Below are 25,310 nucleotides of genomic sequence, written 5' to 3'. Positions count from 1 at the left end.
GGCATCTGAGATAGGTTTGTGAAATCAATGGGGCTGTCCAATAAGTCGAATAACAGACTTATTGGACAGCCCTTTATTCTAACTTAGCGAAGAGGGAATACTATTGCTCCTGTCCCTGCAACGCTGCGCTAGCTTCGTCGCAAATGAGGTGCTCCAAATTACTTTTGGGGCACCTCATTTCTTATGGTTTTCAGAAAATAAACGCTAAAATAATCTGAATAATTAGACATTTATGTAGCTTTGACAGTTGCGAATGGGGTAAAATGGAGACAAGAAAGACTTATGATCAGAGGGGTGACAAAGTGAAAAAATTATTGGCTCCTATCGCAATTGTCTTGGCATTATTTCTGGTGGTCTCAAGCGTTCAGGCTGCTCCAGACCTGTCAAAAAAACATCAGTATTATGATGAAATTCAGTATTTGATAAAAGAAGGCATCATGAAAGAAGGGAGCGGCGGGAAAATCCGTCCGAACGCGCTCATTACCCGGGCAGAAGCGGCGGTGATGATAGGACGGATGAAAGGCTTGGATGGCCGGAAAAAAGACACGCCGTTCAAGGATGTAAAGAAAAAATATTATGCGAGCGGCTTCATCGCGGGAGTCGCGAAAGCAGGTTATTTGAAGGGATATAAAGACGGTACGTTCAGACCGGAAGGAACTGTCAACCGTGGGGAAGCATCGCTGATCATTTCGCGTGCGTTCGAACTGCCGTTCACGTTTAATACAAAGTTCAAAGATGTTCAGCCAAATACTGCATTGGCTGAAGGGGTTGCAAAAGCGCTCGCAGCCAATATAACGACAGGCTATAAAGACGGCACATTCCGCCCGAAAACGAAGATGACGCGCGGAGAATTTGCAGCTTTCATGGCGCGGGCCATGGAGCCGAAATTCAAAAATGATGCCGTGATCAAGCATTCATACCAAAAAGACAAAACAAAGGTTTATACGTATGTGCGGCCAAACGGCTCGACAGAAGTCCACCGTTTCAAGGATGTGCCAGACCGAGACGGCTTGAAATTCGGCTTTATGTGGACAGTGAAAGCCGATGGGGAAGTCTATAATTACATGGAATTTGAGGATTATCATTTATTCGCTTTCGCTTATCCGTATTCTGAATACGATCTGGCCCTCGCGTATCCTGTCAAAGTGGGCAAAAAATTCACGACCGGCATGGGTGATGAAACGAATGTCAATACGATCACCGCTGTCAATAAAACAGTGAAAACGCGTTATAAAACATTTACCAATGCCACCGAAGTGACCACGAAAACCGGTTTTAAATATTATATGGCACCAGGGTTCTCAACGATAAAATCCGTTGATGAAAAAGGCCGGGTGGTTTTTGAATTGGTGAGTGTTAAGAAACAAACGAAATAGCTGGTGTAAAACATAAGAAAAGACTGCGCGCCGTTTCCGAATAGGAAGCGGCGCGCAGTCTTTTTTGCGTAATTTTTAAGGAGTTAAATTTTTTATTACCGGTATTTTCTTCATGATCAAGACAATTACAGTACTGATCACCACTGTTACCAGGACCCGGTAAGGGATGGCGATGGCTGCATGGGAATTAGTCAGCCAAAATTGCGGAAGAAAATCTGCGAAGAATTTGAGGACCATCATATGCACCAGGTAAATACCGAAGCTGGCGGTGTTTAACAGGTTCGGAACAGCAGGAAGCTTTTGGCCGTTGAAAATTTTACTGTGCTTGAACAATACGAATAATCCGATGCTCACCAGCACTACATTTGGTGAATGGTAGCCGTACCAGAATGACTGGAACGCTCCGTCCGCTCTGACGGTCAAGAAATATGTAGCGGCGAAAGTCGACAGCAATCCGGCGACGAGGCCGAAGTACAGAAACTTGCGCAACCACAGCGGAAGTTCGTACGTCAGTAAATAATAGCCCAGGATGTAATAGCCGACGTAATCAGTGACGAAAAACAGCTCCATGTTAAAAGTGATGCTGAACATATTTTCGAGTACGCGCGAAATGACAGATGCATAAAACCACAGAGCGAGAAAATAAGTCAAATCCTTTTGTGTGGCATTCTTCAGCATCAGCTTGATCAACGGACTGACAAGCGTTAGGCCGAGCAGCATGTAGATAAACCAGAAATGGACAGAAATGCCGTTATTCAAGAACCTTGAAACAAATTGAATCGGATTCAGTTCAACTCTGCCTTGGATAAAGTAAAACACGTAATACAGGATGCTCCAACCAAGAAGGGGAATGAAAATCTTGCTGATCCGTTTTACCAAGAAAGATTTATAGGTATATTCGCGCTGGTCGCTCAAAATCAAGGCGCCGCTGATCATCACAAAAATAGGGACACTCCAGCGGGTGAACGATTCAAAGAAATTTGCAGCGAGCCAAGAAGACTTGCCGTCGAAATAATTGGCAGTGATAAACATGGCGGAAATATGGATGGTCACTACAGCAATCGTTGCCAGGACCCGCAGCCAATCAAAAAACAAAAAGCGTTTCACAGCTTTTACCTTCTCTCTTGTTTCATAGTTTTTCGGTGAAATTCAGTTATAATTTAAAACACTGCAGTAATTCTATATGAATGATTAAAATATTGTCAACTGCTGTTTTAGAAGGGGAAGTTGACATAAAAATCAGGCTTATCACCGCTTTTACAAACTATGCTATAATATGTGAGGCTTGCAAAAAATCAAAAACAGCATTACAGTCGAATAATCGATTTATGCAAAGCGAAAATCAGGCATCAATTTGGACTTTCAGCTTCAACATTTTATCAATCTGTCTCATTAGAGACCCATATAGCAGTAGAAGGAGAGAAAACACATGTCATTAGTAAACGTGATCGGGCTTGGCTATATTGGCCTGCCAACAGCATTGATGCTGGCAAAAAGTGGAGTTCAAGTAGTAGGAACAGATTTGAACCAAAAATTGGTGGATTCATTGAACCAAGGCAAATTGACGTTCCAAGAAGAAGGATTGGAAGAACTGTTCCAAGCGGCATTGGCAAACGGTGTGACTTTCAGCACGGAATACCAAAAAGCCGATACGTACATTTTGGCTGTGCCGACTCCTTATATAGAAGAAAACAAAAAACTTGATCCGAAATACGTTATTTCAGCCGTCAATAATGTGCTTGATGTATGCGATAAAGGAGCATCGATTATTGTTGAGTCGACGATTTCACCAGGGACGATCGACCGCCACATCCGCCCGATCATTGAACAAAGAGGCTTTACCATCGGGGAAGACGTGCATTTGCTGCATGCTCCTGAACGCATCATTCCTGGGAATATGATTTATGAACTTGAACATAATTCCCGTACGATTGGTGCAGACAGCCCGGAAATCGCTGAAAAAGCAAAAGCGATTTACGAAAGTTTCTGCCAGTCGGAAATCGTCTTGACGGATATCCGTTCAGCGGAAATGTCGAAGGTTATTGAAAATACGTACCGCGATGTCAATATCGCATTCGCGAATGAGCTGGCGAAAATTTGCCGCACGGATAATATCGATGTGTACGAAATTATCAAAATCGCCAATAAGCACCCGCGCGTCAACATCCTGCAGCCAGGGCCAGGCGTCGGCGGACATTGCATCTCGGTCGATCCATGGTTCCTAGTGGGAGACTATCCGGATTTGACGAACTTGATCTTAGCTGCCCGCAAAATCAACGACTCGATGCCAACGCACGTTTTGGGGCGCATCCGCGACATCATGAAAGAAAACAACATCAGCGACCTTTCGAAAGTCGGCCTTTACGGCTTGGCGTATAAAGAAAACGTTGACGACACGCGTGAAAGCCCGACGCTGCAATTATTGGAGATTTTGGATGAACATTTGGCGTTCGGCGTAAAAGTGTTTGACCCGTTTGTCAAAGAACAGATGGTCGATAACCAATACATGGGCTTCGATGAATTCATGAATGACATCGAGGTGCTTGTCGTGATGGTGGGGCATGACCACATCAAAGAAAATATGCCAACGATCCAAGACAAGCTCGTGTTGGATACGAAAAACATCTGCACATTCGAAGGCGCATATAAACTGTAAATTGGAAAGGCCAGGCTGTCGAGAAATTCTCGGCAGTTTTTTCTTTTTGTAGAATTAAAAAATCATGGATAGTCGACTTTTAGCATAAAAAAAGGACTCATTGACGAATGGGAAATTTATGAATATAATATGAAGGTTGTTAAATTTTGTAGAATATAGGTGACTCAAGTGCTTTTCAATTCCATTGAATTTCTTTTGTTTTTCTTGCCGATTGTGTTCTTTCTTTATTTCGGCTTACATAAATTAAGGCTGCATAAAGTGGCGTTATTCGCATTATTTGCTGCGTCATTGCTGTTTTACGGTTTCTGGAATCCAATTTATTTGGGGTTGATTGTCGGTTCCATGTTGTTCAATTTTATCTTCGGAATGTTAATGAACCGAAAAGATGAAATAGAAGAGCGCAAAACATTATTGTCGCTTGGAATCATTGGAAACGTCTTGTTGTTGGGGTATTTCAAGTACTATGACTTTTTCGCGGAAAACGTGAATTGGGTGTTTGATGCAAATCTTCCATTAAAGAATTTTTTGCTGCCATTGGCAATCAGTTTTTTTACATTCCAACAAATTGCATACCTGATTGATACATATCGCGGGGAAACGAAGCAGTATTCTTTCATGACTTACGCCTTGTTTGTCACCTTTTTCCCGCAATTGATCGCGGGTCCGATTGTCCAGCATTATGAACTTATTCCACAGTTCCAGGACAAATCGAAGTATCGCATTCAAGGTCATCACATTGTGCAAGGTATCTTCATCTTCTGTATAGGCCTCGCTAAAAAGGTGGGGATTGCGGACACTTTCGCAATCTGGGCAAATGATGGATTTGCGCAAGTCGAAACACTGACATTTGTGGAAGCGTGGATTACCTCGTTATCTTATACACTGCAATTGTATTTTGACTTTAGCGGATACTGCGACATGGCCATCGGCTTAGCGTTATTATTCAACTTCCAATTGCCGGTGAATTTCTTTTCTCCATATAAAGCCCGAAACATTCAGGATTTCTGGAAACGTTGGCACATGACATTAAATCGTTTTTTAACGCATTATTTGTATTTTCCGCTTGGCGGCAGCAAAAAAGGTGCAGTTCGGACTTATATCAATATCGGTATTATTTTTCTCGTGAGCGGCATTTGGCACGGCGCAGGCTGGACGTTCATCATCTGGGGGATGCTCCATGGGCTAGCTTCCATCATTGTCCGATTATGGGGTAAAACAAAAATCAAGCTGCCATACCTAGTGTCCTGGCTCTTGACCTTTTTCTTTGTCAATTTCGCTTGGATTTACTTCAGAGCGGAAAGTGTAGGGCAGGCAAATGCATTGGTCGAAAAAATGTTTACGTTAGACAATAACATTCAACAAAACCTTTCAGAACCATTGGCGTTTGCTGAGAGCTGGGCGACTTTAGAGATTTTCACTTTGCCTTTGTTGGCAGATCCAGCGTTTGTAATTCCGTTTATCCTGCTGTTTTTGGCAGCGGCGTTTCTTCTGCCGAATTCCATCCAGCTGCTGGAGGATTTTCAGCCGAAAGTTTCAACTTTGATGTTGGCCAATGCATGCATCATCTCAGTCATGTTTGTTACGTATGTATTGCATAAGAATAGTGAATTTTTATACTTTAACTTTTAGGAGTGCCTGCAATTGAGTTATAAGAAATGGTTTCAAATGTTTATAATTAGCATGGGAGTTGTATTTATACCGGTATTCGGCTTAATGGGCTTCAATTTTTATATTGATCCGTACTGGAACTTCCAGCATGCTCATGCCAATAATGATTACCAGAACGGTTTTGAAGAGCGTCTTCAAAAAACCAATTTGCTGGCAAACGAGTCAACGGAATTTGAATCACTTTTGATTGGTACAAGCCGTGTTACATATATGAATACAGATGCTTTCCAAGAAGATGAGGTATTCAACTACGGCTTGAGTTCGCTTCATGTTAAAGAGTATAGGGACTATATCGCTTACGCTAAAGAAAAGAATGGCGGAGAGCTGAAGAACATTTATATGGAAGCACCGTTCAATGCGTATAATGCTAACAGTGATGTTGCGCGTGATATGCCGGAAAGCTATATTGAGCAAGCGGAAGACCGGATCTTGGATTATACATCTTTGTTTTCAAAAGATACACTGGAAAAATCACTTAAGAATTATGAGACTTCAAAAATCAATCATTACCCGTTGCAGCGCGCATACACGCGCGACAACCAAGTCATAACAACCTACGGAAATGCAAAGCTAGAAAAAGCAAAGATTGCTTTTAAAGAGCGGTACGATAAATCAGATTATAAAACTGAGTTGAATTACATGGATTCCTTTAAACAGGAATTACAAAATATCAAGCGAGACAATCCAACTGCGAATTTTGTCGTTTTTTCGGAAGTTGCGCACGAAGCCCGCCTGAAAGTCTATTTGAAAAATCCGAATTTTTTTAACGCGTATGAACGATCCGTAAGGGAAATCATCGAAGTCTTTGGCAGTTACACGGCTTTTCTGATTCCAAGTGAATGGACGCAAAAAGATGAAAACTGGATGGATTTATTCCATTACTACCCTGAAGTCGGGGATGGTATGATTCGCGCGATGGAAACCGGTGAAGGCGAAGGAACTTATTACATGAAAGTCGATAAAGAAAATATTGACGAATATTTTGAACAGCTGACTGTATGGATAAATAGTTAAGGCAACTATGAAATTTCAGCAAATACTAAATACCTACGCTTCACTACTTTGAAGAAAAGTGCTGAGGCGTAGGCGTTTTTTAAAATCTTCGCTATAAATTTTATGCATATTCATCAGAAAGTAGACAAAAGTTCACTTTTGCACTAGAGCTTGATGGGAATTTGATATAAACTGAGTCAAAGAGGTAAAAAAAGAAAAAATTTACGAATGAAATTCAAGGGCTGGAAGGAGAATGCTTAGTGAAGAAAATACTGTCGGCGTTATCCGTTTTGATGCTCTTTTCCGTTACTGAAAAAATGGCGTTTGCAAATGATGATAATTTATCCGCACCCGCGCAAGAAAAAACAGATCAAGTCATTATTACTTTAAAAGACGACGCCAGCATTAATCTGAAGAATTCCGATACGGTTTCCAGTGACCCGCAAGGCAATGGCCAGCTGGTTTCGGTGGAAGTTCCGGAAGACCAAACAGTCGATGCTTTTATCGAAGAATTGGAAAAACATGCCGATATTCAGCATGCAGAACCCGATTATTTGGTGCAGCTGAATTATAGTCCGAATGATCCGCATGTCAGTACATCGCAATACCATCATCAAAAAGTGGAAACAGCGTTGGCTTGGGACAAAACTCGCGGTTCGGGTGATGTCGTCATCGCCGTCATCGATGACGGCATCGACGTGACCCATCCGGAATTGAAAAACCAAATCATCATGCCGTTTGATACAGTTAAAGAAAACAGCAGCATCCGTGTCGGTGTTCACGGCACGCATGTGGCGGGCATTATCGGAAGTTCGATGAACAATAACATCGGCGGCTCCGGAATTGCCCCGGATACAAAAATCATGCCGATCAACGTGTTCAGCGGAGAGTTTGCTTATACGTCTGAAATCATCCAAGGCATCTACCACGCAGTGGACCAAGGTGCGGATATCATCAATATGAGTCTGGGCGGCTATGCGTACAGCAACGCATTAAATACCGCGATTCAAGATGCCCATAAAAAAGGCATCGTGCTTATAGCGGCAGCCGGAAATGAAAGAGTCGAAAACCCTTATTATCCGGCTTCCTATGCAAACGTCATTTCAGTCGGGTCGACAACATCTTTGGATAAAGTTTCTAATTTCTCGAATTACGGCAAATTTATTGATATTGCCGCACCGGGAAGCAATATATACTCCACCTTGCCGAAAAGCACTTACGGCGTCATGAACGGCACGTCCATGGCTGCGCCAATGGTTACAGGCGTCGCGGCGCTCATCAAAGGCAGCGAACCGGCATTGAGCAATATTGAAATTGAAAACCGGCTGTATGCCACAGCTGACGACCTCGGCGTAACTGGAAAAGATCCGTTTTATGGCCACGGCCGCGTCAATGCCCGAAAAGCGTTGATGATTGATTTTCTTCCGGTGCCTTATGTCTCTGGCGTGTTTCAATACTCAACGGCTGTTAAAGGAACCACTGCAGCCCTTGCAACCGTAACGGTCAAATCTGGCAGCGCCGTCCTGGCTCAAGGGTTGGCGGACAGCGCAGGCCGATTTAAAGTCACGATTCCCAAACAGCCCATCGGCACCAAATTGCTCGTTTTCAGCACAAATGAAGCAGGGACTGTCAGCAAGAACAAAGAAGTGATTGTCAAAGACGGACTCGCGCCAAGTGTACCGACCGTCAATCCGGTGTCATCCGTTTCAACCAGCATTGCAGGTAAAGCTGAAGCGAACGCAAAAGTATTCGCGTATATTGGAACTCAGAAAATTGGCGAAGCGGTTGCCACAGCTGGCGTGTTTACGATTCCTATCGCCAAGCAAAAACCTGGAGCGACGATATCCATTTACGCAGTCGATGCTGCGAAAAATAAAAGCGCAAGTGCCACAGTGAAAGTTGCGGACAAAACAGCACCGGCGATTCCAACAGTCAATGCCGTGAAATCCACTTCGCTCGCAATCACCGGCAAGGCGGAATCCAATGCAAAAGTTTACGCTTATGCCGGCAAAGTGAAGCTGGGAGAAGCGGTTGCGATAAGCGGCGCGTATTCCATTAAAATTGCCAAGCAAAAAGCGGGCACTTCGATTGCGGTATATGCCGTAGACGCTGCAAACAATAAAGGTGCGGCAAAAATAGTGAAAGTCGCTGCGGCTTCAACAACGGTCGTTGCGACGAAATATACGACAACTTCCGCTGTTAATATGCGCAGCGGCGCGTCGTTGAATAACAGCGTGGTTATGGTCGTGCCAAAAGGCAAGACCGTCACATATGTGAAAAAGAGCGGCTCCTGGTACATGGTCAAATATGGCACGAAAAGCGGTTGGATATATAATAGCTTTTTGAAGAAGAGTTGATTTGTACGCAACAGCCAATTCAGATAAAAATCCCCCGAATTGCCCGGGGGATTTTTTTTGTTGAAACGGGCAGTATAGCCAAAAAAAGTTGATGGTTTTTCTTTATGGGTATTAACGTTTAGGGAGCATCAGCCGATATAAGATTTAAAGCCTATAATGCGATAAACAGGGTGTGAGCATAATTATGATTAGACAGAAGACTCATATGGCTACAAAAGAGGCGATCAGGAACCTGCAAACGGATGCGGCTTCACCCACGCAAGAACTTGGGCGGCTAATAGAAAAGTTGGACGGAGGCGATAAAGTGGTCGCTCAGAACACCTTGCAGAATATGCGCAATTTACAGGAAAGGCAGAGCCCGGCGCAAGGGCGCTTCTATGAAATGGAGCTGTTTTTCCACAATTGAGCGGAGAGCTTCGACAGCATCTTGACGGCACCGTTCAATATCGACAATCAACAGCAGCTGAAAATCCGCGAATTTAACACATCGTACTCGAGCCTGTATTATAGGCACCATTTTCAAATCTTGAAGGGAACTTTATTAGCAGACTTGCAATGAATAATTTTACAATATTTTACATAAATAAATTTATAATAATCATGTTACAATAGTGGTAAGGACATGATACCCATGACTTTTTAATCGCAAAATACGCCATTGGAGGCATCACATGCAAGAAACAATGGAATTGGAACAACGGATTCAAGAGCTAATGAGCCTGTTAGAGGCCTTTAAGCAATTGAATTCCAATATAGAGATTGAAGATGTGTTTCAAGACATTCTGTTGCAGATGGTTAATGTACTAGGCGCAGAAGCGGGCACATTATGGGTGTTCAATACCGGCCGTGAAGTGATTACGGCAGTGGCTGCACACGGCGAATCGGCTTCGAAGATTCTCGATTTCGAGATGGCAAAGGGCGAAGGGATTGTCGGACAAGTCGTCGAGAGCGGCGTTGAGCAATTGATCAACGACGCTGCGGTGCATCCTAAATGGGCAAACCGTGTCGATTCGACAAGTGGTTTTGTCACGAAGTCGATGATCACGGTGCCGCTTGCAGCGAAAGGCAATGTGCTCGGCGCGCTGCAGCTGTTGAACAAAACAGGCGGCGGGCTGTTTTCTACGCAGGATATGCGCATTGCGCTCGCTCTCGCCAGCCAGTCTGCGCTCGCGCTGCATAACAGCCAGATGTTCGACGAAGTGTCGCGCATGCTGCTGAGTATGATCCGCACGCTGGCGAAAATTCTGGATGCGCGCGATCCTTACACGGCAGGGCATTCAGAGCGTGTGGCCCGGTATTCAATGGCGATTGCACAGCGCACCGGCATGGATGCCCATGAATGCGAAGAACTGTACAAAGCGGCATTGCTCCACGATATCGGAAAAATCGGCATCGCTGACGATGTTCTGAGGAAACCTTCAAAGCTTACGCAGAAGGAGTACGAGGATATTAAGCTCCACACGGTTATCGGAGCGGGCATCCTGTCCAATATGGAACCGAAAGCAGCGATGGCCAAAGCGATTGCAACGGCGCGTTCCCATCACGAGCGGCTCGATGGTTCCGGCTATCCGGATGCTTTAAAAGGCGACGACATCCCGTTGTTCGCACGCATTGTCGGCATCGCGGATGCATTCGATGCGATGACGACAGCTCGCTCGTACAGCAAAGGCTTACCGTTGCGGGAAGCGGCAGCGGAATTGATTCGCTGCAGAGATACGTTATTCGATGCAGCGTTGGTGGATGCTTTTATAGAAGTTTTGGAAGAAAGCGATTACCAAGTTGGGAAGGGATTTGGTGACATTACAAGGGGTTATGGATTATGACGAAATTCGAATATTTATTGATAGGCCATTTAATCGGCGATTTTCTGCTGCAGACGAGCTGGATGGCGCAGCATAAGGCGACGCGTTGGCTGCCGCTCTTGGTGCACGTCACGGTTTATACGATCATTGTCGGCTCCATGGGAGCCGCAGCGGGCGGCTTATCGATGCTGGCGATGGCGCTAATTTTTTTCAGCCATATCGTGTTGGACCGCAGGACCTTTGTGGAGTTCTGGGTCAAGCATGTCCAGACCGTCAAGGACAATGAACAGCCATGGCTGCTGATCGTGGCGGACCAGATTTTCCACATTATCGTGCTGGCGATCGCCATCGCCATCTCATAGGAGCAACCAACATGGAATTAAAAGCAAGAACTTATACCGCAGAAAAAGAATACCCAGTCTCGAAGGAAACCGCGTGGGGTCTGCTCGCAGACAATAACCGCATGAACCGCTATATCGGTCTGTTTCCCGTTGTCTTCAGCGGTGTGACGCAAGAAAAGCAAGGCATTTTCTTCCGTAACGCCAAAGCGAAAGCGTTTGGCGTCGTGCCGATCCGTTGGCAGGAATACCCGTTCGAATGGCGGGAGCATGAAAGTTACCAGGTCGAACGGCGCTACTTGGTTGGTCCGATGAAAAATTATTCATTCGGCATCGAATTTCTGGACAGTGCTTCGGGCAATCCGGAACACACACTTATCCGGGTGACGGGGAAATTCGTTCCGCGCAACGTACTCGGCATTGCTGCAATTGCGCTGATTGCTGCGCCGTCTGTGAAAAAGACCATTGGTTATATGGATGATTTCCTATTATCTGGCGCGAAAGAAGTGTTCCAGGCGCCGCAGAAATCGCTGGACCACAAAGTCAACACGCAGGAATTGGAGCGGCTGGAAGGCATTCTTCGGAAATACCCGGTGGACGGCGAACTTGTCGGCTTGCTGCGGCGCTATTTGGAAGAGCAAGGCGACCATGACGTCGCCCATATCGAAACACACGCCGTGGCACAGCAATGGAACGAAGATCCGGACAAGGTGCTTCGGGTCCTGTTGTATGCCGCAAAAGCCGGCATGCTAGACCTCAGCTGGAATTTAATATGCCCGAATTGCAGGGTATCGAAAGAGCAGATGGGTTCGCTCGAGCAATTGCAGCCGGACTTCCACTGCGATTTATGCGGCGTCGTCTACGATGCGAACTTCGATCAGTTTGTCGAACTGCATTTCTCTGTTCATCCATCGATCCGCAAAGCGTACGCGGAAGTATTTTGCGTCGGCGCGCCGATGATCACGCCGCACGTTAAAGTCCAGAAAGTGCTGAAGCGCGGCGAGGCGGCAGAAATTGCAGTTCCTTCCATAGAAAGCCATTTGCGCTTACGCGTGCTGCAAGCCAATGCCATAGCGGATATCTCGCTTGCGGGAGACGCTGGGGAAATATCCTACGATGGCGCTAAATGGTCGGCTGCCGCAGTGGTATACAGCACAGCTATCCGGATGCGCAACGACAGCGTTAATGACATTGTCGTCGCATTGGAAGAAACTGCGTGGAAAAAAGATACGGTAACGGCTGCGAAAGTGACAGCACTGCAGGAGTTCCGCGACTTGTTTTCATCGGAAGTCCTGTCGCCTGGGCAAAACATCGGTATCGGGCACGTGACTATCTTGTTCACCGATCTTGTCGGCTCGACATCGCTGTATGAAACAGTCGGAGATTCCAGCGCATACGGGCAGGTACGGAACCATTTCGACTTTTTGTCGCAGCGCATTTCCAAAAATTCCGGCTGCATTGTCAAGACGATTGGCGACGCGGTCATGGCCGTATTCCATCTGCCGGCGGACGGTTTGAAAGCTGCGCTCCAAATCCAGCGCGACATCGCTGAGTTCAACAACAGCGCCAAAGAGGATTTCACCCTGCGTGTCGGGCTGTTCAGCGGTCCGGCCATTGCAGTCAACTCGAACGGAAGGCTCGACTATTTCGGGCGCACCGTCAATATCTCGGCGCGGATCCAAGCGCAGGGGCATGGGGGCGACATCGTCTTTGGCCAGGAATATGTTGAACAAGCGCAGTTGAAAAGCCTGCTGAACAACGCAGACTTAGATTGTGAGCGTTTTTCGGCCAAGCTTAAAGGCATCGAAGGGCAAATGGAATTGATTCGAGTGAAATACAGCAAGGCAGTTGTGCATGATTATTAAAAGATTCGTTTCCGCAAGTCCTGGTGCATAATGCCGGACTTGTTTTTTTATGGATTTTTCTCTTTTCGGGACATTTAAGGCGTGCTATAATAATATTTGGTGAAAAATAACAAAAAAATAGTAACTAGAAAAGGAATAATGATTATGAATACTTCTAAAGCACTTTCGTGGACCATAGTCCTTTTATGGATGGCCCTCATCTTCGGATTCTCGCATCAGCCTGCAACTGTTTCAAGCGGCATGAGTTCCGGGATTACAGAAACCATTTTAAATGCGATTTCCCAAATTTCTTCAGAAGCGTCAATCGATACGGATGCTCTGCATACATTCGTTAGAAAGAATGCCCACTTCTTGGTTTATATGGTATTAGGTGTATTGGTGTTTCGCGCGCTGCTCAAAAGCAGCGTACGCGGCTATCGGGGGGCCCTTGCAGCTTTGGTGATCTGCGCACTTTATGCAATGTCGGACGAATTCCACCAATTTTTCATCCCGGGCCGCAGCGGTGAACTTCGTGATGTGCTCATCGACAGCACTGGTGCATTTGTTGGAATCAGCTTAGCCTTAGGGTTAACCGAATGGCGAAAGGCGAAAAACTGGGCTGGCACAAAGGCGAGACCCCAGGAAGCGGGTCGCTAATCCGAAAAAAGCACGCCAATTCGCAGGATTTGCAATCTGATGATGCGAGTTGGAGAAGCTGTTTTTCTGGTATTTTTATTTTGATAGGATATTGGATGTGTGGTAAAAAGGAATATTTTAAAGGTTTGAATCGTAGAATGCTTTTATGGTTTAAGTACTTCAGCATTATATTTAAGGGAGAATGAAAATGAAATCAACAGAAATTCACAGGCAATCAATACAGGGAAAAGCTTTTTGGGTTGTGCTTTTACTCTTTTCTTGCCTAGTAATAGCCGGATGTTCACAAAAAGGAACCGCAGAAAAAACTGGAGTTTCGGAGGTGGAACCGGTGGATGAAAAAAATAAAAAAGCAATCCAGTCGGTCATCGAAAAAGAATTCAATGCTCCTGATGAAGAATACAAGAAATTGAGATACGCAGCGATGGAAAGTCTTGATGCCGTCGCGAATCAAGAAGAATCCGCTGTTTATAAGAAAACGCCTGTCTATAAAGCGTACGCTGATTATATGGAAAAGACGTACGCATCTTATTTTACTGAAAACGGCTACGCCAACTTCCTGAATATAAACCCTGCTTTTATGTATAGCATCTATGAGGGATCCTATAAACTCAGCGCTTCGGATATAAAAATCAATGCCAGTGAAAACGAATCCACATTATACAATTTCAGTTTTCAAGTAGCGTATCAAGATGAAAGCAGCGAAAGGAGCCAGTACAAATTCGAAGGAAAAGCGATTGTTCCGGAAGAGGGAAAAATCGGAGAAATTGAATTTCTGGACAAAGAAGGCTTAAAGGAAAAATTGAATGGAGCAAATGCAAATTAAAACCGTTGATCCAGCTTTGGATCAACGGTTTTTCAGATGCGATTATTCCATTACCATTCAAAGTCCTCAGGATAACCCTCTTTATATCGCAGCTCGGAAACGTGGACTTGCAGGCCTTCTGCCAAATCGATGAAATCGGAACGGAAGGCAAAATACAGCGAATCGAGTTCGCAAATGCGTTTTGCCATGATGCTGATGTTTTCTTTGCGCCTTGCAGGCGGCAGCCGGAGAAAATGGATATTCAATCGGTCGATGTACTGCACCAAGTAATTTTGGTATTTCGTTTTTGCGAACAGGCCATGGGGATCGATGTATTTCCGGAGCTGGCGGTAACGGTTAGGGCTAAGTGTTTCCTCCAAGCAGCTTGCTAAAGCGCTTTGAAATTTGCGGACAGCCGTTACCGATGGGTCCCAGCTATGGGCCCTTTCGCCGTCCGTATAATGGCTGATGAAATCGTTGAAGGCAAATGCTGCAAAAAGAACCTCAGGCCATAGCGCTTCAAATCTCAAATACACATTATTGCCTGTGTATTCCACCGGTATCCCAAGATCCTCCTCCTCGCTAAAGACGTTCGGCACAGCCTCAATTCCCCGGTTGCCGAGCTGTGCCTGCTGCAGCTCACTGAACAGTCCGAGAATCCGGCGACGCGGCTGACCGTAACCATCGTCTTCTTCCCGGCTGCGTATAATACGGTAAACAGCCTCGTTCAACTCATCAAAATCGGAATAGTCGCCCGAAATATGGACGCCGGCAAAATTTGGCGTGTTGCGGATTCGGATCATCGGAAACAACCCTTTCCTGTTTTATTGGCATATATAAATAAATTCTCTTGCACTAAGGATAATACAGATGGGTGATTTAGGGTAGAGAATGATAGTTATTTGACTTATCAGATTTTTTTGTAGACAATAAGTCTAATGAAGAACATAATATTTTCACATCGCTTATTTAAAAAAGTTTAAAAGAAGGTATAAAAGCATAGAATCTGTAGTTGAAATGAAGGGAGTTGGCCAATGGGGATGAAACCGTTTCTCGCATTTCTGTGGGCTGCGGCCATTATCGTTGCAACCTGCAATAATGATGCACACGCTTTTCTATTTGATCGGATCGTCGGATTCAGTTTCAATGCGTCTCCTGATTTGATGGATCTCCTGATCATCAACGACATAGATTTTACAGATAGCTTCTATTTAATACAAAAAACAGGTCATTTCCTGTCTTTTGCGTTATTGTATGTGCTCCTGTTCAACTGGCTGAAAAAGCACTTGCCGGCGGTAGCCATTGCCGTGGTGTTTGCGGTATTTACAGAAATCCTGCAATTGTATTTTGAGCGGGACGGACGGCTTTTTGATGCCTTCATCGACAGTTTGGGCATACTGTTGGCATTTGTCCTTGTTATTATCGTGATAAGCTTCAAGCGTGACGCTGCAGAAGACACATCTTATTAAGCGTCTTGGTAGAATGGATTTAAAACTATAAAAAATGTCAAAAAGCACTTCTGTAGATACGTAGCAAAACTGCGGAGAAAACTTTACTGCTCTTGTAGAGCTATGCGCTTCGTTGCAAAGGGGCAGTGGAGCGACGAGAAAGCTGAGACCTGCAACGGTTTTTCAAGTCCCGAAGTTAGGCAACTCTTTTTCATGTCTCGAAGCTAGCGCTGTGATGCAACGCACCTTCATGTCTCGAAGCTAGCGAAGCGTTGCAGAGACAGAGACAGGGACAGGAGCGAAGCGGCTCAGCGCTCGTCCACGGCAAGCCTAGCGGTTTTGCGGAGTATCCACAAGTGAAATATGTATACTAAGCAAATTCGATACCATCAGAGGAGGTTCCGAAGTGAAAAAGAAAGTGACGAAAGCAATTATTCCCGCAGCGGGACTGGGTACCAGATTTCTACCTGCTACTAAAGCGATGCCAAAAGAAATGCTGCCAATATTGAATAAGCCGACAATCCAATATATAGTCGAAGAAGCGATCGAATCGGGGATCGAAGACATTATTATCGTAACCGGTAAAGGGAAAAGAGCGATTGAAGACCATTTCGACAATAACTTCGAACTTGAAGACAATTTGCTGAAACGCGAAAAATATGAGCTGTTGGAACAAGTTCGCGATTCATCCAAAGTGGAAATCCATTATATCCGCCAAAAAGAACCGAAAGGCTTGGGGCACGCAATTTGGTGTGCGCGCAAGTTTATCGGCAATGAGCCTTTCGGCGTTTTACTGGGGGATGACATCATCCAATCTGAAACCCCAGCGCTTAAGCAATTAATGGCGCAGTACGAAGCCAAAGGATCGTCCGTAATCGGCGTCCAGCAAGTCGGGATGTCCGAAACCCACCGCTACGGCATTATCGATCCAGGTAAGGCGGATGGCCGCCTTTTTAAAGTCGAGAACTTTGTAGAAAAACCGATGCCGGGAACAGCCCCATCTGATTTAGCGATTTTAGGGCGCTACGTCCTGACGCCGGAAATCTTTCAGTTTCTGGGCCAGCATAAAATTGGAGCCGGCGGAGAAATCCAATTGACAGACGCTATCCAACTTTTGAATCAGCATCAAAAGGTGTTTGCCTATAATTTTGAAGGGAAGCGCTATGATGTCGGGGAGATGGTCGGGTTTATCCGGACAACGATGGAGTTCGCCTTGAAAAACGACGAGTATGCCGAGGAAGTCGCTGGCATCATGGCCGCTTTGTTGGCTGAACGGAAACGTGCAATCGAGTTAAAATATTAATTAGGTGCCGGCCGATTCGTTATTCGAATCAGTCGGCGCTTTTTTGTGTAGCTGAAAAGTTAGAAAGAGAAAGTGGGTATAAATATTAAAAATTCAGATAATTAATTGACTTGCTTTTAACAGCTTGATATCCTAGTTATAAATACCCTGGTTTATATTGTGCGGAAAGTAACGTTATTTTTGAATTGATGGGCAATGCGTTTGTAATGTTGGATGATGCCATAGCTCTGTAGGGAAGGTGGGATTCGAATTGATTGATGGGAAAAAGAAGATTCTGATTCTCGGCGGGACGCGCCATATGATTGATGTTGTAAAAACGGCGAATGCGATGGGATTCTATACAATTGTCGCGGATAATGTAGCGGGCTCTCCGGCTAAGGTCCATGCAGCTAAGTTTTTTGATGAAAGTACTGCCGACATTCAAAAGATGGCAGAAATCGTGCGTGAAGAAAAGGTAGACGGAGTATTTACGGCTTTTGAGGACATTAATACATGGAATGCGGAAAAATTGGCGCGCGAAACTGGCCTCCCATTTTACGCTACCGAGGAGCAGCTGGAAGTCTCCTCGAATAAAAAAAAATTCAAGGAATTCTGCCGGCGTTATGAGGTTCCAGTCATCCCGGAATACACCGCAGATAGAACGCTGGATGATGAAGTGGTGCAAAACATGAAGTTCCCTGTCATTGCGAAACCTGTGGACAGCTATGCCAGCAAAGGGATTACCGTATGCCACAATTCAGCAGAAGTGAAGGCCGGATTTGAGAACGCGCTTGGCTTTTCGAAATCGGGAAAAGTCATTGTTGAGCCGTTCATCGATAATTCTTACGGAGTCCAGATATTTTACGCCGTCCGCAATGGCGAGATTGTGTTGAATGGCACGACTGACCGATATGTCCACAAGCAGTCGAAAGAGCATCCACCGCTGCCGATAGCGATGACGTTCCCTTCGAAACACCAACAGCATTATATTGACAACGTGGATCCGAATGTCCGAAACCTGATCAGTGGCTTGGGGATTGAGAATGGGTTGGTGTTCATCCAATCGCTTTACGAAGACGGAGCATTCTACATTTACGAGATGGGCTTCCGGTTCAGCGGTGAGCAGCATTATAAAATTATCGAGAAGCAGACAGGCATCAATTTACTGGAAATGATGCTCGATTTCGCGGTAGGTGAAGATATCGGAAAATACGATGTTCCGGCATTCGATTATGGATATATGCCCAAGCCATCGTGCAACCTGCCGATTCTCCTCGATAATGGGATCATTGCGAAAGTCAGCGGGATGGACAAAATCGATCGCATGGAAGAAGTCGTTTCCTACTGCCTAAACCACGAAGTGGGAGATGTGATTGTGGCGAACGGCTCGTATGCGCAGATGTTCGGCAGGTTCAATCTGGTCGCAGCTTCAGAAGAAGCGTTGCACAGCGCCATCGAAAAACTCTACAAACTTCTGGAAATTGAGTCTATCGAAGGTGCGGATATGGTGCTGGCGAAGCACGAACCAGCCAAAACAAGGGTCCAATAAAAAATTCGGTAAATCTAAAAGGCAGAGGCGATAAATTCGCTCCTGCCTTTTTCGTTTCCAAATTATCCGCGGTAAAGCGGGAAATGTCCCGGATTCTCAATTACGCCTCTGCTTAAATTATAATCCACGAGGAGGTTGTAAATTGTTTCGTTGCGGACTTTCTTGCCTGTCAGGATTTCGAGGGGCTCAGTTTTCGTGAATCCGCGCTTGAAGCGGTACAGCACGTCGCTCGTTGCTCCGCCAAGGTGTAATTGTTTTTTGCCATTCTCGACACCCCAGCGGCAGCCTTCGTTCAGCACTAGGCTGTTGCCGGCGACGTTGAAGAATTCAGGGTCATTCGCAGACAGGTGATAATGGAGGAAATCGCCATGGTGCAAATACATCGCCGCTGAAATGTATTGGCCATCGTATTTCGCATAGACGATAAACTGTTTGCCTTCCAGCAACGTAAAAGATTCCGCCAATAGCTCTTTTGAGAACCGGTAATGATTCGGGATGTTATTCCTTTTCGCCATGATTTCATAGAGGCGGTGGAACTCATCGATCGTGGCACCCGTATAATCATACTCAATTTCCACATTGTTTTTTAATGCACGGCGAACTTGCTGCCGCGTGCTGGATTTGAATTCTTTTAGGAAATAATCGCCTACGCTCAAATCGATGTACATCGTTATCCCCCGGTTGTCCATGCTGTAGATTTCATTGAAATCTACCGCATTCTTCACGCAGGAGTTGAAGCGGACATATTCAGAAACGATATTATTGGCGATGCAGTATTTTTGGAATTCTGCGTCGAATGCCGCTGCCAGCTCTTTTCTTCTTCCGGCAGCACAGCTGATGATCACCGGACCGCTTTGGCCAAACGGGGTGATCGTGTCGTAATAATTTACATCACCTAAAGCAATCGGGATTGGCCGCAGGACAAACTGGTAGTAGATGTAGCCGTAATCGGGAGCGAATTCGAAAACTTTGCTCTCTCCCAAGTCCTGTGTTGCGTAGGCCTTGCCCCATTCCGGCAAGAAAAAAATGTCAGACAATAATGTTGTCAGCATAACCGCCATTTCGTGCTTCCTCCTTTGAATAGCTGCAAATAAAAAATTTCGAGTGTTTTATTTAAATCTAAATTAATGATAATTATGATTGGTTAAAACTAGGTTAAATGAATCATACTCATTAAGTAGGAAAAAAAACATACGCTAGGAACTTAAATATTCGGGATTCTATCGTAAAAGAGTTGATATACCTAAGCGGAAAGCGTAGATATTCAAGTATTTAAAAATTCAGAATAGTATATTGACATTGCGGCAACGAACTGATAACTTGGTAGTTAATAGGTAAAAGGTTTCTGGAACATCCAGATTTTAGTTGAATTCATGATGTGTATTTGCTCTCTAGGGTCGACAATGGATGAAAAGCGGGAAACGCAAGCACGGTGCAACAGGGGTGATTAGCGATTGCTGCTCATTCACAAAACATGCTGGGAGATGTTATGGATGAAAACAGCTAAACAGAGAAAAGTGCTGATACTTGGCGGCATTACACATATGATTGATGTTGTGAAAACCGCTAAGAAAATGGGGATGTATGCTATTGTAACGGACAATAATGTCGGATCTCCCGCTAAGAAATTTGCAGACAAAGCTTATGACATCAGCACCTCGGATACCGAAAAGCTGGCGAAAATCGCGAATGAAGAAGGAATAGATGGGGTTTTTACAGCGTTTGATGACCTCAATACGTGGAATGCCTTAAAATTATGCAAAAAACTAAATTTGCCGTTCTATGCGTCCAATGAACAATTGGCGATTACATCGAACAAGGACAAATTCAAGGAATTCTGCCGCACATTCAATGTGCCGGTCATCGAGGAATACAGCAGCGAAGAAATTCTATGGGGAAAAATGGAATTCCCTCTCTTTGTTGAACAGTTAATCGATAATGACAGTGGTGTCAAATTTAATTACACGGTGCAGGAAGGCCGTGCTATATTGACAGAAGTGACTGACAAAAATGAAATGATCCTTGCACGATATGAACCGTATATAGCAGAAATGGGGACGGCGTGATGATGGATATTTTTTTCGAACCGGATTATGGAAAATTATACGAGGAGATCGAGGGCGGGGTTTGCGAAGCTTATGAGTTTTCGCATTTGCTCGGCTCCGTCACGCACCTTTTCATAAAAAGGCAAGCACCGATTCTTGTTGATGGGAAAAAATACTATGACATCGTTACACCTTATGGTTACGGCGGTCCGCTGATCACCTGCAGTGCAGAAAACGATAAAGCCGAATTGGTCCGGGCGTTCAAAGATGCTTTCCAGCAATACTGCGACGCCAACCACATCGTGGGCGAATTTGTCCGCTTCCATCCAGTCCTCGGCAATGCCGAGGACTTCAAGGAATGCTACGATGTCGAGTTTACAAGGAAAACGGTGGGTACCAATTTGAAGGATTTCGCCGATCCTGTCCAGGAAGAATTTTCGAAATCGACGCGCAAGGCGATTCGCCATGCGCTGCGCTTAGGAATCGAGTACCGCATTACTGTTAATCCGGTAAACCTCGATAAATTTGCCGAACTTTATCATATCAATATGGAACGTGTGCACGCCGACATGTTCTATTATTTCGACAAAGCTTATTTCGATCGCATCTTGCATTATTTTGGCGAGCATGTCGTTCTGGTAGAGGCCATGTTTGAAGGCGAAGTTATTGGAGCAGAAATGCATTTCACCTATAATAATCTGATCCACACGCATTTATCCGGTACTTTGGAAGGCTATCACCATTTATCGCCAGTCTACGTTATGACGTATGCGATTGCCTTATGGGGCAAGGAAAATGGCATGGAACTGATCCACGCGGGCGGCGGGTTCACCAACGAACCGGATGATACTTTGCTGCTCTTTAAAAAGAAATTCGGCAAGAACACGGAATTCGATTTCCATGTCGGGCGCAAGGTATGGAATGAGGCGGTCTATGCGGAGCTCTGCATCGCATCCGGAGCTGCGGAAGAAGAAGAATTCTTTCCTGCATACCGTGCGAAAGGTGCCTGGAAAGTCAGCCAACCTTAATGGGTTCTCATGGAATAAATATATCAGAATGAAAACGAATTAAAAAAGCCGCAGCGCCGCTGCGGCTTTTTCCTATTCCTCCCGTACTTCCAAATTGATCGGGCGTATCGTTCCCCACGGGGAAACATCGATGGTCACTTGCAAATCGACCGCTTCTTCAAGCTCAGGTCCGAGGCCTTGTTCTACATAATACTGTTCAAGCTGGGGTGCGGCGACCCGATTGTCATAAGTGGATCCGGAAATGGCACCGAAGAACGGTTCATTTTCCATCCGGTCAACGACCGCGTAGCCATCTGCTTCTTCTTTCAACGTGAAATAGACGGGACCGTCCTTGATGCCGGAAGGCGCTTCGAGATCTGGGTATTGCAGCATCACATATTCTCCGTAAAACGGATTGAAAGGATCATATGGTTCTGCCCGCAGCAAGTATTCATCACCGAACCAGGAGGCAGCGTAGAAGCTTGTGACAAGAATTGCGACAAATATGGTCATAATGATCGGCAAGAGCCATGCTTTCATGACGATACACCTTCTCTCTTACGGTTGAGCCACCAGGCGATGCCGGAAAGGGCAAAAAGCAAAAGCGCACCGATCAGGAAGAATAGCGACATATCCAGGCGTTCCCATGCATAGATGAAGTAAATGACGAACTGGACAACGATGAAATAGACAAAGCCGAGTGCCAGTGGCTTATCTTGCCGCTGGGCAATGATCAAATAGGCGAGAGCCGATAATTCGGCGACTATCGCCAAACCGATGGCTGTTTCATCAAACAGCAGCAAGCCCGTCGCACCGAGCAGGGCGATCCACATGATCGGACGGAATTTGATATACGTCACTACTAGGACAACGAGCCCAGTCACAGCTAACGCAATCGATTCCGGCCAATTCAAGTCGACAAGCGACAGTTCGGTTTCGCCGCGTACCGCCAAATAGACCACGAGCATGATGGCGCCAAAAACCAGGTATAGCGGCGACAGCAAGCGCTGTTTGTCAGCCGGTATGATGAACAGCAGGAGTACGAGCGCGAACAGCGTCCATACTGGCCAAAATGGGCTGGTGTATTCAACGAGATCCCAAAGCGTCAGACCTGAGAAGAACAACAGCATCCAGCTGAAAATCATCGAAGCATCGTCTTTGCTGAAGAAGAACCATGCCAAGGCCACTGCAACGAAGATTCCCCATTCAAGCCAGCTGGTAAATGGCAGGAATGAAGTCAGCGTTGAGATGCCGAAGATGAATGCGACGACAGCGTAAGCAAAATGGCGCCAGTAGAAGTAATGAGCCAGTGCAGCGATGAAGATAGCCCATGGCAACACCGAGTTTGACGTAGAAAAATGGAATGTCTGCGCAGCGACCAGAATGCTTGCCGCGAACATCGCCAAACCGAGCAGCCTGAAAATGATTGGACGGCCAAAATGCTTTTTCTCTGAAAAATAAGCTAAGATATAAAAAATCCACATCAACAAAACGACCATAGCCACTTTCAGCAAATCCGGAATCAGCTGCCAGTTGGCAGCGATAAAGCTGAATACGGCCAGAGCGAAGAAAATAAGTCCGATGACCAAAAGCAACGGCACTTTTCTCTTTTGCGGCTGGCGTTTTTCAAATGCCAAAATGCGATCGAAAGCCGCTTGGTCCAGCAATCCTTCATTGCGCCACTGCACCAATTTCCGTTCCGTTTCCATACAAGCACCTCCCTAATCTTTACCTGTATTATAAACCTTTTTTATCAGAATTGATAGAAAATAAGCATGTACAGAGAGGCGGAAACAGGAATATTTTCCTGCATAATTCGATTCTCAAAGTGCTTTGGCATTTCACAGTTAACGCTGGTTTTAAGGAGGTCGCGAAGGGTAAAATGGGAAAAAGGGCTTGAGCAGGAACCATCAATAGAAGCTCTTATTCTAGAGGGGGAAGCATAATGGCAAAAGATTATATATTGTCCATCGACCAAGGGACCACCAGTTCACGGGCGATTCTGTTTAATCACGAAGGGGAAATCGTTGCGGTCGGGCAGCAGGAATTCGAACAATTCTTCCAAAAGCCGGGATGGGTTGAACATGACGCCAGCGAAATATGGACATCGGTGCTCGCTTGCATAGCGCAAGTGCTTCGTATTGCTGACATCAATCCGGACCAGGTAGCGGGGATAGGCATAACGAACCAACGTGAAACAACAGTTGTCTGGGACCGCCATACCGGACGCCCGGTTTACAAAGCCATCGTTTGGCAATCTCGCCAGACAGATGCAATCTGCAAAGATTTAAAGGAGCAAGGCCTTGAAGGGAAATTCCGTGAGAAAACAGGGCTTTTGCTCGACGCTTATTTCTCCGGGACGAAAGTCAAATGGATCCTTGACCATGTGGATGGCGCCAGGGAAAAAGCGGATCGCGGCGACCTGATGTTCGGCACGATCGATTCATGGTTAGTTTATAAGCTGTCAGGCGGCAAACGCCATGTTACGGATTACAGCAACGCATCCCGCACCTTGATGTACAACATCTACGAACTCCAATGGGATAAGGAATTATTGGAAATTTTAACGGTGCCCGAAAGCATGCTGCCGGAAGTACGGCCGTCGTCTGAAATCTATGCCCATACAATCGACTATCATTTCTTCGGCTGTGAAGTGCCGATAGCGGGAATTGCCGGAGACCAGCAGGCAGCTTTGTTCGGACAGGCTTGCTTTGAGAAAGGCATGGCAAAAAATACCTATGGTACTGGATGCTTCATGTTGATGAATACCGGCGAGCAAGGCATGAAATCCGAACACGGCTTGCTGACGACGATTGCTTGGGGAGTCGGCGGCCAAGTGGAGTATGCGCTAGAAGGCAGTATATTTGTAGCGGGATCCGCTATTCAATGGCTGCGTGACGGGCTGCAGCTGCTGGACAAGGCGTCTGATAGCGAAGGGTTTGCAAGGCAAGTGGAAACGGCTGAGGGGGTTTACATGGTGCCGGCTTTTGTCGGCCTTGGGACGCCTTATTGGGATACGGATGCGAGAGGGGCAATTTTCGGATTGACGCGCGGCACCACAAAGTCTCATTTGATCCGTGCCACGCTTGAATCTCTCGCGTACCAAACGAAAGATGTTGTGGATGTCATGGTTGAAGATTCCGGCATTGAACTGAAAACATTGCGCGTCGATGGCGGAGCGGTAGCCAATGACCTGTTGATGCAATTCCAGAGCGATATGCTCGGAGTGCCTGTAGAACGCCCGAAAGTCCAAGAAACTACTGCCCTAGGCGCAGCCTATTTAGCCGGTCTGGCTGTCGGCTACTGGAAAGACAAAGAAGAAATCTCACATCAATGGAAGCTCGATAAGACGTTTGATCCGTCCATGGAAAACGGACAGCGAGATGAGCTTTACAGCGGCTGGCAGCAAGCAGTAGCGGCCACCAGAACGTTTAAAACAAAGAATGGCAGCTGACCATCCTTTGTTCTCGGCCATAAACTGAACGA

Annotated in this window: 22 protein-coding genes; 17 read left to right on the top strand and 5 right to left on the bottom strand. The window is 45.7% G+C overall.

Annotation, left to right across the window (positions count from 1 at the left end; all coding sequences use genetic code 11):
• Positions 1 to 302: 302 nt before the first annotated feature.
• Positions 303 to 1,376, top strand: coding sequence for an S-layer homology domain-containing protein (locus tag AC4EHJ_RS06735; RefSeq protein WP_490974796.1), 1,074 nt, complete (start codon positions 303 to 305; stop codon positions 1,374 to 1,376).
• A gap of 75 nt (positions 1,377 to 1,451) precedes the next feature.
• Here the strand turns inward: AC4EHJ_RS06735 and AC4EHJ_RS06730 are convergent, their stop codons facing one another.
• A complete protein-coding gene (locus tag AC4EHJ_RS06730) occupies positions 1,452 to 2,483 on the bottom strand; it encodes an acyltransferase (protein ID WP_490974795.1) in 1,032 nt (343 codons plus the stop codon).
• A gap of 322 nt (positions 2,484 to 2,805) precedes the next feature.
• Between AC4EHJ_RS06730 and AC4EHJ_RS06725 the strand changes: the two genes are divergently transcribed.
• The 10 genes from AC4EHJ_RS06725 to AC4EHJ_RS06680 all read left to right on the top strand — a co-directional run bounded on the left by AC4EHJ_RS06725 (position 2,806) and on the right by AC4EHJ_RS06680 (position 14,514).
• Positions 2,806 to 4,032 carry a nucleotide sugar dehydrogenase gene (locus AC4EHJ_RS06725; RefSeq protein WP_490974794.1) on the top strand — a complete coding sequence of 409 codons (1,227 nt, stop codon included), beginning with the start codon at positions 2,806 to 2,808 and terminating at the stop codon, positions 4,030 to 4,032.
• Positions 4,033 to 4,200: 168 nt separating this feature from the next.
• Positions 4,201 to 5,661 carry an MBOAT family O-acyltransferase gene (locus tag AC4EHJ_RS06720; protein WP_490975630.1) on the top strand — a complete coding sequence of 487 codons (1,461 nt, stop codon included), beginning with the start codon at positions 4,201 to 4,203 and terminating at the stop codon, positions 5,659 to 5,661.
• Between the two features lie 12 nt (positions 5,662 to 5,673).
• On the top strand, positions 5,674 to 6,714 hold the full coding sequence (locus tag AC4EHJ_RS06715) for a hypothetical protein (RefSeq protein ID WP_490974793.1): 1,041 nt from the start codon (positions 5,674 to 5,676) through the stop codon (positions 6,712 to 6,714).
• 239 nt (positions 6,715 to 6,953) lie between these two features.
• Positions 6,954 to 9,050 carry a S8 family serine peptidase gene (locus tag AC4EHJ_RS06710; RefSeq protein WP_490974792.1) on the top strand — a complete coding sequence of 699 codons (2,097 nt, stop codon included), beginning with the start codon at positions 6,954 to 6,956 and terminating at the stop codon, positions 9,048 to 9,050.
• Between the two features lie 205 nt (positions 9,051 to 9,255).
• A complete protein-coding gene (locus AC4EHJ_RS06705) occupies positions 9,256 to 9,456 on the top strand; it encodes a hypothetical protein (RefSeq protein WP_490974791.1) in 201 nt (66 codons plus the stop codon).
• Between the two features lie 265 nt (positions 9,457 to 9,721).
• Positions 9,722 to 10,873 (top strand): HD domain-containing phosphohydrolase, encoded by a 1,152-nt coding sequence (locus AC4EHJ_RS06700; protein WP_490974790.1) that lies wholly within the window; start codon positions 9,722 to 9,724, stop codon positions 10,871 to 10,873.
• Positions 10,870 to 11,214: a DUF3307 domain-containing protein gene (locus tag AC4EHJ_RS06695; RefSeq protein ID WP_490974789.1), complete on the top strand. Its 345-nt coding sequence runs from the start codon at positions 10,870 to 10,872 to the stop codon at positions 11,212 to 11,214. The genes AC4EHJ_RS06700 and AC4EHJ_RS06695 overlap by 4 nt, the downstream gene beginning before the upstream one ends.
• A gap of 11 nt (positions 11,215 to 11,225) precedes the next feature.
• Complete coding sequence (locus tag AC4EHJ_RS06690) at positions 11,226 to 13,055, top strand: adenylate/guanylate cyclase domain-containing protein (RefSeq protein WP_490974788.1); 1,830 nt, start codon at positions 11,226 to 11,228, stop codon at positions 13,053 to 13,055.
• A gap of 144 nt (positions 13,056 to 13,199) precedes the next feature.
• Positions 13,200 to 13,691 (top strand): VanZ family protein, encoded by a 492-nt coding sequence (locus AC4EHJ_RS06685; RefSeq protein WP_490974787.1) that lies wholly within the window; start codon positions 13,200 to 13,202, stop codon positions 13,689 to 13,691.
• Positions 13,692 to 14,019: 328 nt separating this feature from the next.
• Positions 14,020 to 14,514 (top strand): hypothetical protein, encoded by a 495-nt coding sequence (locus tag AC4EHJ_RS06680; RefSeq protein ID WP_490974786.1) that lies wholly within the window; start codon positions 14,020 to 14,022, stop codon positions 14,512 to 14,514.
• A gap of 50 nt (positions 14,515 to 14,564) precedes the next feature.
• Here the strand turns inward: AC4EHJ_RS06680 and AC4EHJ_RS06675 are convergent, their stop codons facing one another.
• Entirely contained in the window at positions 14,565 to 15,296 is a 732-nt protein-coding gene (locus tag AC4EHJ_RS06675) for a DUF6904 family protein (RefSeq protein WP_490974785.1), read from the bottom strand.
• 231 nt (positions 15,297 to 15,527) lie between these two features.
• On the opposite strand from AC4EHJ_RS06675, the gene AC4EHJ_RS06670 reads away from it, so the two are divergent.
• From AC4EHJ_RS06670 to AC4EHJ_RS06660, 3 genes are all read left to right on the top strand, one after another.
• Entirely contained in the window at positions 15,528 to 15,962 is a 435-nt protein-coding gene (locus tag AC4EHJ_RS06670) for a VanZ family protein (RefSeq protein WP_490974784.1), read from the top strand.
• A 385-nt stretch (positions 15,963 to 16,347) separates the two neighbouring features.
• Positions 16,348 to 17,244 (top strand): UTP--glucose-1-phosphate uridylyltransferase GalU, encoded by an 897-nt coding sequence (gene galU / locus AC4EHJ_RS06665; protein ID WP_490974783.1) that lies wholly within the window; start codon positions 16,348 to 16,350, stop codon positions 17,242 to 17,244.
• A gap of 250 nt (positions 17,245 to 17,494) precedes the next feature.
• On the top strand, positions 17,495 to 18,772 hold the full coding sequence (locus AC4EHJ_RS06660) for an ATP-grasp domain-containing protein (protein ID WP_490974782.1): 1,278 nt from the start codon (positions 17,495 to 17,497) through the stop codon (positions 18,770 to 18,772).
• 62 nt (positions 18,773 to 18,834) lie between these two features.
• Here the strand turns inward: AC4EHJ_RS06660 and AC4EHJ_RS06655 are convergent, their stop codons facing one another.
• Positions 18,835 to 19,833, bottom strand: a complete 999-nt coding sequence (locus AC4EHJ_RS06655) for a GNAT family N-acetyltransferase (RefSeq protein ID WP_490974781.1) — start codon at positions 19,831 to 19,833, stop codon at positions 18,835 to 18,837.
• 432 nt (positions 19,834 to 20,265) lie between these two features.
• Between AC4EHJ_RS06655 and AC4EHJ_RS06650 the strand changes: the two genes are divergently transcribed.
• A complete protein-coding gene (locus AC4EHJ_RS06650) occupies positions 20,266 to 20,838 on the top strand; it encodes a hypothetical protein (RefSeq protein ID WP_490974780.1) in 573 nt (190 codons plus the stop codon).
• The gene (locus AC4EHJ_RS06645) at positions 20,838 to 21,845 is read left to right on the top strand and encodes a GNAT family N-acetyltransferase (RefSeq protein WP_490974779.1); all 1,008 of its coding nucleotides are present in this window, start codon (positions 20,838 to 20,840) and stop codon (positions 21,843 to 21,845) included. The genes AC4EHJ_RS06650 and AC4EHJ_RS06645 overlap by 1 nt, the downstream gene beginning before the upstream one ends.
• 72 nt (positions 21,846 to 21,917) lie before the next feature.
• Here the strand turns inward: AC4EHJ_RS06645 and AC4EHJ_RS06640 are convergent, their stop codons facing one another.
• Both AC4EHJ_RS06640 and AC4EHJ_RS06635 read right to left on the bottom strand, forming a co-directional pair.
• On the bottom strand, positions 21,918 to 22,364 hold the full coding sequence (locus AC4EHJ_RS06640) for a GDYXXLXY domain-containing protein (protein ID WP_490974778.1): 447 nt from the start codon (positions 22,362 to 22,364) through the stop codon (positions 21,918 to 21,920).
• The gene (locus tag AC4EHJ_RS06635; RefSeq protein ID WP_490974777.1) at positions 22,361 to 23,533 is read right to left on the bottom strand and encodes a DUF2157 domain-containing protein; all 1,173 of its coding nucleotides are present in this window, start codon (positions 23,531 to 23,533) and stop codon (positions 22,361 to 22,363) included. The genes AC4EHJ_RS06640 and AC4EHJ_RS06635 overlap by 4 nt, the downstream gene beginning before the upstream one ends.
• 236 nt (positions 23,534 to 23,769) lie before the next feature.
• Here AC4EHJ_RS06635 and glpK point away from each other — a divergent pair, with 236 nt between their 5' ends.
• Positions 23,770 to 25,278, top strand: coding sequence for a glycerol kinase GlpK (glpK, locus tag AC4EHJ_RS06630; protein ID WP_490974776.1), 1,509 nt, complete (start codon positions 23,770 to 23,772; stop codon positions 25,276 to 25,278).
• Positions 25,279 to 25,310: the final 32 nt, after the last annotated feature.

It is taken from the genome of Planococcus sp. TJ-301 (genome assembly GCF_058268475.1).
This window is presented reverse-complemented; position numbering and strand designations above follow the sequence as displayed.